Below are 12,531 nucleotides of genomic sequence, written 5' to 3'. Positions count from 1 at the left end.
TGATGCTGTAGCTGTCTGGTGTCCGGCCTCAGCTGCGCCCCTTCCACGGCACCAGGATGTCCTCGGCCTTGCGCATCAGGATGTCGATGCCGTAGCCGATGACGCCGATCAGGATGATCCCCATGATGACGATATCGGTCAGCTGGAACTTGGAGGCGGCGATAATCATCATGCCGGCGCCTTTTTGCGCGGCCACAAGCTCTGCCGCCACCACGGTGCCCCAGCAAACCCCCATCGCCACCCGCGCGCCGGTGAAGATCTCCGGCAGCGAGTTGGGCACGATCACATGCCGCAGGATCTGCGCCTTGGACGCGCCGAGGGAATAGGCCGCGTGCACCTTGGTGATGTTGACCCCGGACACGCCGGCCCGGGCGGCGATGGTCATGATCCAGAGCGCGGCCAGGAACAGCAGCACGATCTTGCCCGACTCCCAGATGCCGAACCAGATGATGACCAGCGGGATCAGCGCCAGGGGGGGCACCGGGCGCATGAACTCGACGATCGGATCGAACCAGCCGCGCACCCAGGAGCTGAGCCCCATGGCGTAGCCGAGCGGAATGCCCACCAGCGCGCCGAGGGCAAACCCAGCCAGAACCCGCAGCAGCGACCAGCCGAGGTGCTCCCAGAGGGTAAAGTTCTGATAGCCCTCGGAGGCGATCTCGATGAAACGCGCCACCACCGCTTCGGGGCTCGGCATCCAGATCGGCTCCATCTGAAACCCCTTGTCGGGGGCGAAGTTCAGCGCACCGCGGCGGGACATGGTGACCGTGCCGTTGGGCACCGAGACCGTGTCCCCCGGTTGCAGGGGCTGGCCCTCGACCGCGGTGACGGTGACATCATCGCCATCGTTGTTGGCGGCCTTGATCAGCACCGAGCGCCAGGCGGCGACCTTGTCGGCGTCGTCCTGGGCAAATCCGCTGCGCGGCGTGACCTCCGGCAGCTCGGCATCCGCGCCGAAGTCATGCACACGCACATGCACGGTGGCCTCGGCGGTTTCGCCATCCGGGGCGGTTGCCGTGTAGGTGAAACTGGTCTCGCCCCGGAATGGCCCCGGCACATGCACCGGCACCAGCCTGGAGCCGGTAAACGCCCCCCAGATCAGGAAGATCACCAGGATCGAGATCACCGAGGCCGCCCGGTTGGGGGTGATCGCGCTCTCATCGCCGAAGGTCACCGTCTTCAGGCTGGTGAAATTGACCCCATTGCGGCGGCGCTCCTGAATTGCGTTGACGATGAAATAGGTGACGGTGAACAGGGCCACATAGGCCAGCAGGATCAAAAGGCCGGTCATGCCGCGCTCTCCGTCCGGCCCATGATTTCCTCTTCCATCTCCCAGATCATCGACAGGATCTCGTCCCGGGTTTCGGCAAAGCCCGGCTGTTTCTTCACCTCGCGCAGGTCCATATTCACCCCCTGATCGGCAAAGGGCAGGCGGTATTCCTTGTGAATGCGGCCCGGACGCGGGGCCATCACCAGCAGGCGTTCGCCCAGCAGCAGCGCCTCCTCGACCGAGTGGGTGATCAGGATCACGGTCTTGCCGCTTTCCTTCCAGAGCTTCAGCACCAGCGCCTGCATCTTCTCCCGGGTGAGCGCATCGAGTGCCCCCAGCGGTTCGTCCATCAGGATTACATCCGGGTCATTGGCCAGGCAGCGCGCCAGAGCCACCCGTTGCTGCATGCCGCCCGACAGTTCATACACCGCCTTTTCGCCGAAATCCTGCAATCCGACGGTGTCCAGCAACTGATCGCAGATCTCGGTGCGACCCGCCGGCGGCATGCCTTTCATGCGCGGGCCGAATTCGACATTTTCACGCACGCTCATCCACTCGAACAGGGCGCCTTGCTGGAACACCATGCCGCGTTCCGGGGCAGGGCCCTTGACCTCGTGGTCATTCATGCGCACCGCGCCCTCGGTGGGGGCAAGGAAGCCCGCGACAATGTTCAAAAGCGTGGTCTTGCCACAGCCCGAGGGGCCAAGGACGGACATGATCTCGCCCTTGCCGATTTCGATGGAAACATCTTTCAACGCCTGGATGTGCGAACCGTTGGGCAAGTCAAATCGCATCGACAGGCGGTCGATATGGAGGCCGTCCATGGGCTGCTCCTGCTGTTAGGTGTGGATGGGGTGGGCCGGTGTGGCATGCGCAGATGCACGCCGGCCCCGAAGGCGATGCGCGCCCGGTCTATTCGGCAACCGCCGAAAGGAAGCTGGCGTCGACCGCAGAATCGTAGGTGTCGAGGGCCTGCGGAATCGATCCCGCCTCGGCAAAGACGCCAGCGACGCCGATCATGAACTCCTGCACGCCGCCACCAAGCCATTTGTCGCTCAGGGCTTCGTCCGTCGACGGGAAGGTAAAGGTGGCGATGGTGGCTTCGGTATCCGCCAGATCCATGCCCGCGTCCTTGGCGATCACTTCGAGCATCTTGTCCTTGTTGGTGCCGGCGTTCCACATGGCGTTGGCCTCTGCTGTCACCTTCAGGAAGGCGGACATCAGCTCGGACTCTTCGGCGGCGAAATCCGACGGGGCGGAAATCACGTCAAACACCAGAATGCCCGCGGCCTCTTTTTCTGCGCCCGTCATCAGCACGTTGCCGTGTTCCTTCATGCGGCGCAGGGCACCGCCCCAGCCACAGACCATGTCGAGCGAGCCCTGGGCAAAGGCGGCTGCCCCTTCCGGCGGCGCCATGTCGACGATTTCCATCGTCGAGAGGTCGACGTCGAAATGCTCCATCTGTTTCAGGAAGCCGAAATGCGCCGCGGTGCCGATCGGAACGCCAACGCGTTTGCCTTCCAGTTCCTTGGCGGTGGAGGCATCGATCTCCAGCGTGTCGGCGACCACGCAGTTGTCATTCTCGGAATAGCTGACGGCAACGTCGGTGATCACCAGATCCTGACCGGCGGAGGCCGCAACCACAAACGGGGGCAGGCCCTGGCTGACGGCGATCTGGACGTCGCCGGAGGCCATCGCGGCCGACATTGCGGTGCCGGTGTCAAAGGACACCCAGTTGATGCCGACGCCCAGCTCCTCTTCATAGGTGCCCATGGATTTGGCGTATTGGAACGGCATCGGCCATTCGAGGAAATAGGCGACGGTGATGTCCTCTGCGGCAGCAGCCGAGCCCAGCATAAGGGCGAGCGCGGCGGATGTGGCGCTGAGTTTGGTCTTAAGAGACATGGGGTTCCTCCGTGTTGAACCGGTTCGCGAGTGTGTCGCGTGTGTGGGAGGTCGCTTTCTTTGCGAATTTTTATGCGGACCTTCGCAAATGGTTACGATCCATGTCCTCGCTGACAACTGTCACGAGTGCACTGGCCCCACCAAAACTGGATTCTGGGCTTATCCGGAAGGGTGGTCTGCCCCGGAAACCGGCAAACTGGTCTTATCCGGGGGTACGGGCGCCGAGATTGGGGCCGCTGGGGGCGGTCAACTGCCGTAAACCTGCCCCCAGCGCGCCAGCAATGCCTGCTGCAACCGTTTGGCGCGCCGGTTCCAGCTGCGCCCGCCCGCCGGACGTTCGCGTTCCGCACGGCTGATGCGGGAGCGCGCCGACAGATCGGCGGAGAAAATCGCAAACGCCAGCTCGCGCCCGTCCTCGGCGGTGACAAACCCACCCAGCCCGGAGACAAAATTCAGGGTGCCGGTCTTGGCGGCGATCTGCACCGGATGGGTCTTCATCGGACGCCCTTTGGCGTCCTGGAGGTAGATCCGTTTCAGCAGCGGTTTCAGCGCCCCGTCGCGATGGGCCAGGACCAGTGCGCGCAGCATGTCATTGGCGCTGAGCCGTGACTGATCGCCGAGGCCGGAATGATCCACCAGACGACAGGACTGCATGCCGAGGTTCGCGGTGGCCCAGCTGCTCATGCTGCGCCCCGAGGCCGCAAGCGAGCCCGGTCGCCCGTCCCGTTGCAGGCTTGCGCTCATGCCGATCATCTCGGCCATCAGGTTGTTGGAATACTTCAGCATGCCCTTCAGCAGCACCGGCAGCGGGTCGCTCTGATGCTGGGCGATGAGGCTGCCGGAGGGCATCCGTGCCACCTGTCTGGGGTTGGGCAGGGCGATGCCATGGGCGCGGGCGAGGGTCTGGAACACGTCGCCGGCATAGAGCGCGGGATTGCGCACCGGCAGCCAGCGCGCCCCGCCATTGCCAAGCGCGCCGCTGGCCACCGTCCAGTGATCGACGCCGGATTTGTCCTGATAGGTGTAGACCGGCAGATCCCGCCGCACCACGGCCATCTTGGAGGTGAACACCTCCGGGCGGTATTTCTGGGTGCGGGCGTCCATGCTGACGGCCCAGCTGCCGCCGGCGCGTTTCCATTCGAAATGAACGCGGTTGAAGTTGAGGGCAATGCCGCTGACGGCGGGGCTGTAGCCCACATGATCCGGTTGACCGGGGTCGATGGATTTGACGAAGGGCAGCATGCCGTCCCAGACCAGAAACCGCCCTGAGACCTGACGCAGGCCCGCGGCCTTCATGCCGGCGGCGAGGTCGGCCAGCCCGTCGGTGCTGAGGGTCGGATCACCGCCGCCCACCAGCACCAGATCGCCCTGCAAGACGCCGTTTTGCACCGGGCCGGTTGCGATCAGCCGGGTGCGGAACCTGTGGCCGGCGCCCAGCGTATCGAGGGCATAGAGCGCCGTGACCACCTTGGCGACGCTTGCCGGCGGCAGCCCGCGGTCACCGTCGGCGCTCTCCAGCACCTGACCGTTCCGGGCATCAGCGACGGCGCAGACCACCTCGCCCGAAAGCCCGGCGTTCTTGAGGATCGCCTCCAGCCCGTCGCGCCCGGGGCTCAGCGGGTTGAGGCCGCGCATCCGGGGGCGCGGGGTGTAGCTGGGGGCATTGGCAAGCGCGGAGCTGGAGCCAAGCGCGGCAAGGGCGGTGGTTATGAAACGGCGACGTGAGATCATGTTGCGTATTTTGAATCAAATTCCCTGCCATTCGGCAAATGCTTTGAGGGTAATATGTCAAAGAAGTTTTTGTGACGCCTGCGTGCCATGGCTTGCGGGGCCGTGGGGCGCGTCAATCGGACCAGTCTCCCCGGCGGCGGATCTCGGTCGAGGAGGCATCCACCATGGGCACATTGACAAAACACCAGGCCGGGGCGTCGGCCCGGGCCAGCCGCTGGCTCTGCGATGCGGGAATGCGATCTGCCCGATAGCTGCGTGCGGCAGGCGACAGACGTGCGGAGATCCGTTCGCCGGGGCGCGCCAGCACCCCCACCGGCACCGTGTCGAGGATATTGCGCCAGTCCTTCCAGCGGTGAAAATGGGCCAGATTGTCGGCGCCCATCAACCAGACAAAACGCACATGCGGGTAGGTCTTGCGCAGGTGGCGCAGGGTTTCGGCGGTGTAGCGCGTGCCCAGCCGGGCTTCGATGTCGGAAATCCGCACGCGCGGGTGGTGCATGATCTCGCGCGCCGCGCCCATCCGCCGCGCCATCGAGGCGGGCGGGTTTTCCTTGAGCGGATTGCCGGGGGTGACCAGCCACCAGAGCTGATCGAGGTTGAACCGCTTGAGCGCCGCAAGCGAGATCTGCACATGCCCGTGATGGGGCGGATCAAAGGATCCACCCAACAGGCCCACCGTCATGCCCGGGCGCAAGAAGGGAAACGCGTTTCTCATCAGGGGAGTGGTGTACAGATTTGTCGGGGGATGGCAACGGCGGATGACATATGGCCAGTGCAGGCGGCAAAACCGCCGCGTGACGGGCAGGGCTTGTTGACTCTGGCGCTGCCTCTCTCATAAGGGGGTGCGTCCTGCCACATGGGGTGGCGGGCTGACCTCACAGACACCGATGGAGTCCCTCAATGTCTGATCTGCGCGAAGAAGCTCTGAAGAGCAAAGCCTGGCCGTTTGAAGAAGCACGCCGTGTTCTCAAACGTTACGCCAAGGGCGCGCCGGAGAAGGGCTTCGTCCTGTTCGAGACCGGCTACGGCCCCTCCGGTCTGCCCCATATCGGCACCTTTGGCGAGGTGGCCCGCACCACCATGATCAAGACCGCCTTCGAGGTGATCTCCGACATTCCGACCAAGCTGATCTGCTTTTCCGATGACCTCGACGGCATGCGCAAGGTGCCGGGCAATGTGCCCAATTCCGAAAGCCTGACCGAGCATCTGCAAAAGCCGCTTACTTCGGTGCCGGACCCGTTTGGGACGCATGAGAGCTTTGGCCACCACAACAACGCCATGCTGCGCCGCTTCCTCGATACCTTCGGCTTTGAGTATGAGTTCTATTCCGCGACCGAGTTCTACGGCTCCGGCCAGTTCGACGAGGTTCTGAAGCGCGCGGTTGAAAAATACGACGACATCATGGCGATCATGCTGAAGTCGCTGCGCGAGGAACGCCGCCAGACCTATTCCATCTTCCTGCCGATCCACCCGGACACCGGCCGCGTGCTCTACGTGCCGATGAAGAAGGTCTGCGCCGAGACCTACACCATCACCTTTGATGATGAGGACGGTAAGGAATGGACCCTGCCGGTGACCGGCGGCAATGTGAAACTGCAGTGGAAGCCTGATTTCGGCGCCCGCTGGGCCGCGCTGGGCGTTGACTTCGAGATGTACGGCAAGGACCACTCCACCAATACGCCGATCTATGACGGCATCTGCCGGGTGCTGGGCCAGCGCGCGCCGGAGCATTTCACCTATGAATTGTTCCTCGATGAAAACGGCCAGAAGATCTCCAAGACCTCCGGCAACGGCGTCTCCATCGACGAGTGGCTGACCTACGCCTCGACCGAGAGCCTTGCCTATTTCATGTATCAAAAGCCCAAGACCGCCAAGCGGATGCATTTTGACGTGATCCCCAAGGCGGTGGATGAATATCACCAGCAATTGCGGGCCTATCACGGTCAGGACCTGAAGGCGCAGCTCAACAACCCGGTCTGGCACATCCACGGCGGCAATGTCCCGCAGTCGGATATGGTGGTGCCGTTCTCGATGCTGTTGAACATCGCCAGCGTCTCCAACGCCGAGGACAAGGAAACCCTCTGGGGCTTCATCAACAAATACGCGCCCGACGCGACTGCCGAGACCCATCCCGGCATGGATCAGGCCGCAGGCCATGCGGTGCGTTATTTCAATGACTTCGTGAAACCCGCAAAAACATACCGCCTGCCCACCGATCAGGAGCGTGCTGCGCTCACGGATCTGGCCGATGCCCTGCGTTCGCCAGAGGCGGCACTGGCGGCCATCGCCAAGAAAAACGAGCTGGTCGGCAACGATGATCCGCTGCCCGAAGCCAATTTTGCCGACGACGAGTTCCTGCAATCGGTGGTCTTTGCCATTGGCAAGATCCACGGGTTTGAACCCCTTCGTGCGTGGTTCTCGGCGATCTACGAGGTGCTTTTGGGCGCGAGCCAGGGCCCGCGGTTTGGCGGCTTCATCGCGCTTTATGGCGTTGAGGACAGCATCGCGCTGATCGAGAGCGCCCTGGCGGGCGAGTTGGTCTGACAGCCGATTTTGTCCATGTGACCTTGCAGCAGGCGCCCCGACGGGCGCCTGTTTTGTCTCTGTGGGCAGGTTTTTCAAAAAACTTCTGCGACGGATCACTTCTTTTTGGCCGTTGAGGTGTTTATCTTCTAACCAAGGTTATTTCGGAGGACTTCATTATGATGCCAGCGGCGCGACTCTCGGATATGCATGTCTGCCCCATGGTGACGCCCAGCGTGCCGCCCGTTCCGCATGTGGGCGGGCCGGTTTCCGGTCCCTGTGTGCCGACGGTGCTGACCTGCGGATTGCCGCAGGCGGTGATGGGCGATATGGCGGTCTGCGTCGGCCCGCCCGACACGCTGGCCAAAGGCTCCTCGACCGTGCTGGTCGGCGGCAAGCCCGCGGTGCGTATCGTCATCGACACCTGTGCCCATGGCGGCATGGTCAGCGTCGGGGCGCCGACCGTCATCATCGGCGGCTGAGCCTTCAGCATGATCTGTTTCTGCAAGGATCTGGAACTGCCGATGGCGCTGCCATCGACCACGCGGGACAGCCTGCGGGTGGATGCGCCGCCGCCGCAGCTGTCCAATATGCTCAAGCTGATGAAGCTGAACGCCAACCTCAGCGCGCGCACCGATCTGAACCTGGCCGAAATGCTGCCGCAGGACCAGAACTGGATGGCGGCCAATATCGTGGCGCAGGCGCCGAATGGCACGCTGCCCAGCGATCTGCCGTCCGGTGGCGGGCCGGTGCTGGCGCTGGCGGCGCGGCTGGCGGTGCCCGCGGCACTGTTCCCGTTGGACGACCTCGAGGCGCTCAAGGAGGAACTGACGCAGGCGATCCTCAGCCTTGAGGAAAACGTGATGGCGCAGACCCGCTCGCTGCCGCCGCAGATGCCCCAGCCGAGCTATCAGCACCTTGCCCTTGGCGCGCATATGACGCTGGCGCTGCGGGCGCAGGGGCTTTGCCCCTTCGAGGTGATGGAGATGGAGCTGAACGAAAGCGCCGCGCTGGGCGATGGCGGAACCAGCCTCGCCAAGCAGAACGCGACGCTGCAATTTGCCTCCCGTCTGCCAAAGATGCGGCTGCCCGCTTTTGGCCTGCCCCCGGCGCAGTTGAAACTGGCGACCCAGCTGGCGGGGTTGGCCAGCAGCACCGCGGCGTTGAACAAGCCGCCGCTGACGCCCGCCTTCATCGAACAGCTCAAGAGCCAGTACAAGGCGCTTCAGAGCTTTCCGGTGCCGCGCACCAAGACACCGCTGCCGATCCTGATGGCGCTGGCGGCAGAGATGGCCGATCTGGATGTCATCCACGAGGCCTTTGGCGAGGATGCGCTGACCCCGGCGGGCCAGTCGCGGATCAATGCGATGTACACCCATTGGGCCAAGAAACGCATTGCCTTGCCGCTGCCGGCCGCCGAATTGCAAAGCCAGTTCGAGATGCTGCCGGAGGTCCAGGACGTGCTGGAGGGCGGGCGTGTCACCAAATCCTCCGGTCCGGGCCTGATGGCGTCGATGAGCACCCAGATGCCGCCGCCGCCCGTGACCCCGGTATTGGAGGTGATCGCGGCGCTTGGCTCGGTCATGACCAAGCTGATGCGGCAAAAGCCCTTTGGCGCCTGTTCTGCCTGCGATTTCGCCGCCTGACCGCACTGTGCTGCGCGGGGCGCGTTTTGACTGTGCGGGCTGCCACGCTAGGTCCCCTTAGGACAGGATCTGTTCGGGAGGGAACACAATGCGTATGGGCGTGGCGATAGCACTGGCGGCGGGGATCACATGGGCAAGCTGGGGCGCGGTGGCGCAGGCACAGAAAGAGCCGATCACCAGCGTGATTGACGCGCAGATCGCGGCTTTCCTGTCCGATGACGCGCAGGCTGCCTTTGGGTTTGCATCTCCTAGCATTCGCCAGCTCTTTGGCACGCCGGAGCGCTTTGCCACCATGGTGGAGCAGGGTTATCCGATGGTCTGGCGTCCCGCCGAGGTACGCTATCTGGAGCTGCGCGAGGTCGCCGGCAACCTGTGGCAACGGGTCATGGTGACCGATGCCGATGGCAGTATCCATATGCTAGATTACCAGATGGTCGAGACCGAAACAGGTTGGAAAATCAACGCGGTGCAGCTGCTGAAGGCGCCCGGTGCGAACGTCTGAACCGGCGTGCGCGGCCGCCGGTGTTGCCGGTCCGGCGCACGCCGTCCTGAGCGGGATTTAAACCCGACCTGATAGAACCCTTTCCCAATCCCGGCGTGGTGGAACAGGAAAGGTTTTTTCATGAACAAGGCAATCACCGACGGTCTGCAACTGATGCCGCCCGCGTTTACCGACGGTCTGGACGTCTGGTCGAGCGGCAATGGCACACCCGGCTCCGACACCTATGACGGGGCGGCAAATGCCGCCGTGGTTGCGGGGGACGCCGATTTTGGCGGCTGTCTGGAGCTGCAAAAGACCGACAGCACCCAGCGGCTGCGCTACATGGGCGAAACGCCGATCCTGCCGGGCTGCTACCTGCGGGTGACCGCGCGCGTCAAAGCCATGAGCGGCGCTTTTCCCACCGTGCGCATCGCGGGCTGGGCCGGGGCGGCCAACAACTCCCATGTCTCCGGCGTGATCGAGAGCGGCCCCGGCACCACCCTCAGCGCCTATGGTGAGGTGGTCGAGGTGCAGGCCATCGTCGGCACCGGCAGCCGGTCGGGTGTCGATATGCCTTGGGGGCTGGACGCCGCCTACGGGCACCTCGGGCTGAATCTGACCGGGGCCAATGGTGGTGTGATCCGCATCGACGACATCGTGATCGAGGATATCACCGGCGTCTTTTTGCGCGATATGCTGAGCGTGGTGGATGTGACCGATTTTGGCGCCGTGGGCGATGGCACCACCAATTGCCACGCCGCGTTCGAGGCGGCGGATGACGCCGCCAATGGCCGTCGCATCCTGGTGCCCGAGGGTGAATTCCGGATCAGCAACACGCTGTCGCTCAATCACGATGTGATCTTTGAGGGCACGTTGTCGATGCCCGACAGCGCCATGCTCCTGCTGACCAAGAGCTATGACTACCCGACCTATGCGGCGGCGTTTGGGGATGAGGAACTGGCCTTCAAGAAGGCGTTTCAGGCGCTGTTGAACAGTGTCGATCACGAAAGCCTCGATCTCGGCGGGCGCAGCATCGCCGTCAGCGGCCCCATCGACATGCAGGCGGCGGTGCCCAACCGCACCAGCTACGCCACCCGCCGCTATATCCGCAACGGCCAGTTCACGGCGCAGGCGGGCGCGAGTTGGGATCATGACGTGGTCACCGCACAGGCGACCTATGACAGCTCAGACAAGAAGAAACTCACCAATGTGGCCAATATCTCGGCCATTCCGGTGGGCGCGCTGGTCGAGGGTGCGGGGGTTGGGCGCGAGGTCTATATCACCGCAAAGAACGTCGGCGCGACTGAACTGACCCTGAGCCAGCCCTTGTATGACGCCGAAGGGACGCAGAATTTCACCTTCACCGCGTTTAAATACATGCTGGATTTCTCCGGCTTCTCGGCGCTGAAGAAGTTCGGCATCTCCGGGGTGGAATTCCAGTGCAACGGCGTCGCCAGCGCGTTGCGTCTGGCGCCGGCGGGCACCGTCTTTGCCTTGCATGACTGTTTCTTCACCCGCCCCAAGGCGCGCGGGATCACCTCGATCGGCAGCGGCTGTCAGGGCATGCTGGTGGACAATTGCCAGTTCCTGTCGGACGAGGACGCCATGGATGTGGCGGATCGCGAGAGTATTGCGCTCAACGTGAACTCCAACGATGTGAAGCTGCGCCACAACCGCGCCACACGGTTCCTGCATTGGGCGGTGATGGCCGGATCGAACCACACGGTGACCGGCAACCACTTCTTTCAGGGTGACAGTGTTGCGGGCGGCATCCGCACTGCAGGGATCGTGGTGACGGATACCTATGCCTCGCACACGATTTCGGAAAACTACATCGACAACTGCTTTATCGAGTGGACCAATGAATATGACGCAAACCCAGATTTTACTGGCGGGTTCTCCTTTGCGGCCATGTCGATCACCGACAATGTGTTCCTCAGCGGTGATGTGGCGAGCTGGTTCAGCTATATCGTGATAAAGCCTTATGGCTCCGGGCATTTCCTGAATGGGGTATCGGTGACCGGCAACAAGTTCCGGTCGATCAACGGCACCATCGACCGGGCCGAGCGGGTCGATACCAGCTTTGCCACTCTCGATTTCTCCCGTTCAAAGGACGTGTTCTTTGACGCCAACAGCTTTCACAATGTCAGCACCCATTGCCGCAATCCGCTGCGGGTTGAGTTCGACCAGAACTCAGCCGCAAGCACCTGGACCATACCCACCGGCGGCACGCTGCCGTTTCAGGGCTACAGCCGCGCGGTGGATGCGGTGATCGTTGAGGGATCATTGCGCGGCAGCAGCGGCGCGGTGGTGTATCCCGGCCACTATGTGCGTACGCAGGAGGGCAGCAACAATGACGAGATCGACATCGTCTGGGAACAGGCCGTGCGCGGCACCGTGCGAGCGCTGATCCGGATCGACCGCTAGGCGCTCAGGCCCAGATCGGCGGGGGTGAGCACATAAGCCTTGCCAAAACCGCCGTTCAAAAAAGCCTCATCAATCTGGAACCGCACGAAGTGGAAATCGGCAAAGCCGATGTAGAGCTTGGCCTTGGGGTGGCGGCGCAGATACTGCGCGGCCATCTCCTCATGCGCGGGGCAGGCGTTGGGCAGGATCTCGGCGCGGCCATTGAGCGTCAGGCGCGGATGCGTCAGCGGATCGCCCTTGTCGCCGGGCTCCCCGATCAGAAGCGACACCTGCGGGCGCGCGGCGATCGCCTGCGTGTGCTGCGCCAGTGTGGACACCAGAGAGATCGGCCGCCCCCCAGCATCCAGCGCAAAGGCCACGCGGCTCTGCACCGGGTGGCCTGCCGCGCTGAGCGTGGCCAAGGCGGCAAATGTCGCGCTCTGCATCAGATCTGATGCGAGGCTGCGCGCTTCGGCATCGGTAGGGCGGATCGGCGAGGCGGGGGGGCGGTCTGTCATGTCTGGCTCCGGTGCGTGGGGACTGGCCGGGCGGGCAGGGCGGTGCTGGCG

At 63.6% G+C, this 12,531-nt stretch carries 11 protein-coding genes; 5 read left to right on the top strand and 6 right to left on the bottom strand.

What is annotated here, in order from left to right; all coding sequences use genetic code 11:
- Window positions 1–28 precede the first annotated feature (28 nt).
- The 5 genes from ACXAF5_RS14955 to ACXAF5_RS14935 form a co-directional block, all read right to left on the bottom strand.
- Window positions 29–1,291 (bottom strand): ABC transporter permease subunit, encoded by a 1,263-nt coding sequence (locus ACXAF5_RS14955; protein ID WP_239322826.1) that lies wholly within the window; start codon window positions 1,289–1,291, stop codon window positions 29–31.
- Entirely contained in the window at window positions 1,288–2,094 is an 807-nt protein-coding gene (locus ACXAF5_RS14950; RefSeq protein ID WP_239322827.1) for an ATP-binding cassette domain-containing protein, read from the bottom strand. Before ACXAF5_RS14950 ends, ACXAF5_RS14955 begins: the two co-directional genes overlap by 4 nt.
- A gap of 88 nt (window positions 2,095–2,182) precedes the next feature.
- Window positions 2,183–3,175 (bottom strand): taurine ABC transporter substrate-binding protein, encoded by a 993-nt coding sequence (locus ACXAF5_RS14945; RefSeq protein ID WP_474947198.1) that lies wholly within the window; start codon window positions 3,173–3,175, stop codon window positions 2,183–2,185.
- Window positions 3,176–3,421: 246 nt separating this feature from the next.
- Window positions 3,422–4,906, bottom strand: a complete 1,485-nt coding sequence (dacB, locus tag ACXAF5_RS14940) for a D-alanyl-D-alanine carboxypeptidase/D-alanyl-D-alanine endopeptidase (protein ID WP_474947197.1) — start codon at window positions 4,904–4,906, stop codon at window positions 3,422–3,424.
- A gap of 112 nt (window positions 4,907–5,018) precedes the next feature.
- Window positions 5,019–5,621 (bottom strand): nicotinate-nucleotide adenylyltransferase, encoded by a 603-nt coding sequence (locus ACXAF5_RS14935; RefSeq protein WP_239367270.1) that lies wholly within the window; start codon window positions 5,619–5,621, stop codon window positions 5,019–5,021.
- Window positions 5,622–5,806: 185 nt separating this feature from the next.
- Here ACXAF5_RS14935 and ACXAF5_RS14930 point away from each other — a divergent pair, with 185 nt between their 5' ends.
- From ACXAF5_RS14930 to ACXAF5_RS14910, 5 genes are all read left to right on the top strand, one after another.
- Window positions 5,807–7,450 carry a lysine--tRNA ligase gene (locus ACXAF5_RS14930; protein WP_474947196.1) on the top strand — a complete coding sequence of 548 codons (1,644 nt, stop codon included), beginning with the start codon at window positions 5,807–5,809 and terminating at the stop codon, window positions 7,448–7,450.
- A gap of 161 nt (window positions 7,451–7,611) precedes the next feature.
- Window positions 7,612–7,911, top strand: a complete 300-nt coding sequence (locus ACXAF5_RS14925; RefSeq protein ID WP_474947195.1) for a PAAR domain-containing protein — start codon at window positions 7,612–7,614, stop codon at window positions 7,909–7,911.
- Between the two features lie 9 nt (window positions 7,912–7,920).
- Window positions 7,921–9,075 (top strand): hypothetical protein, encoded by a 1,155-nt coding sequence (locus tag ACXAF5_RS14920; protein ID WP_474947194.1) that lies wholly within the window; start codon window positions 7,921–7,923, stop codon window positions 9,073–9,075.
- An 88-nt stretch (window positions 9,076–9,163) separates the two neighbouring features.
- A complete protein-coding gene (locus ACXAF5_RS14915) occupies window positions 9,164–9,577 on the top strand; it encodes a DUF4864 domain-containing protein (protein ID WP_474947193.1) in 414 nt (137 codons plus the stop codon).
- A gap of 120 nt (window positions 9,578–9,697) precedes the next feature.
- Window positions 9,698–11,983, top strand: coding sequence for a right-handed parallel beta-helix repeat-containing protein (locus ACXAF5_RS14910; RefSeq protein ID WP_474947192.1), 2,286 nt, complete (start codon window positions 9,698–9,700; stop codon window positions 11,981–11,983).
- On the opposite strand, the gene ACXAF5_RS14905 is transcribed toward ACXAF5_RS14910, so the two are convergent.
- Window positions 11,980–12,480 carry a HugZ family pyridoxamine 5'-phosphate oxidase gene (locus ACXAF5_RS14905; RefSeq protein ID WP_474947191.1) on the bottom strand — a complete coding sequence of 167 codons (501 nt, stop codon included), beginning with the start codon at window positions 12,478–12,480 and terminating at the stop codon, window positions 11,980–11,982. The genes ACXAF5_RS14910 and ACXAF5_RS14905 overlap by 4 nt on opposite strands.
- Window positions 12,481–12,531: the final 51 nt, after the last annotated feature.

The sequence above is a fragment of the Epibacterium sp. ABV4_022 genome, assembly GCF_056159345.1.
This window is presented reverse-complemented; position numbering and strand designations above follow the sequence as displayed.

Bases quoted from the DNA above. Each gene is read 5' to 3' on its own strand.
- ACXAF5_RS14935 (WP_239367270.1), bottom strand. From the start codon at position 5,621: ATGAGAAACGCGTTTCCCTTCTTGCGCCCGGGCATGACGGTGGGCCTG.
- ACXAF5_RS14955 (WP_239322826.1), bottom strand. From the start codon at position 1,291: ATGACCGGCCTTTTGATCCTGCTGGCCTATGTGGCCCTGTTCACCGTC.
- ACXAF5_RS14925 (WP_474947195.1), top strand. From the start codon at position 7,612: ATGCCAGCGGCGCGACTCTCGGATATGCATGTCTGCCCCATGGTGACG.
- dacB (WP_474947197.1), bottom strand. From the start codon at position 4,906: ATGATCTCACGTCGCCGTTTCATAACCACCGCCCTTGCCGCGCTTGGC.
- ACXAF5_RS14915 (WP_474947193.1), top strand. From the start codon at position 9,164: ATGCGTATGGGCGTGGCGATAGCACTGGCGGCGGGGATCACATGGGCA.
- ACXAF5_RS14920 (WP_474947194.1), top strand. From the start codon at position 7,921: ATGATCTGTTTCTGCAAGGATCTGGAACTGCCGATGGCGCTGCCATCG.
- ACXAF5_RS14945 (WP_474947198.1), bottom strand. From the start codon at position 3,175: ATGTCTCTTAAGACCAAACTCAGCGCCACATCCGCCGCGCTCGCCCTT.
- ACXAF5_RS14950 (WP_239322827.1), bottom strand. From the start codon at position 2,094: ATGGACGGCCTCCATATCGACCGCCTGTCGATGCGATTTGACTTGCCC.
- ACXAF5_RS14910 (WP_474947192.1), top strand. From the start codon at position 9,698: ATGAACAAGGCAATCACCGACGGTCTGCAACTGATGCCGCCCGCGTTT.
- ACXAF5_RS14930 (WP_474947196.1), top strand. From the start codon at position 5,807: ATGTCTGATCTGCGCGAAGAAGCTCTGAAGAGCAAAGCCTGGCCGTTT.
- ACXAF5_RS14905 (WP_474947191.1), bottom strand. From the start codon at position 12,480: ATGACAGACCGCCCCCCCGCCTCGCCGATCCGCCCTACCGATGCCGAA.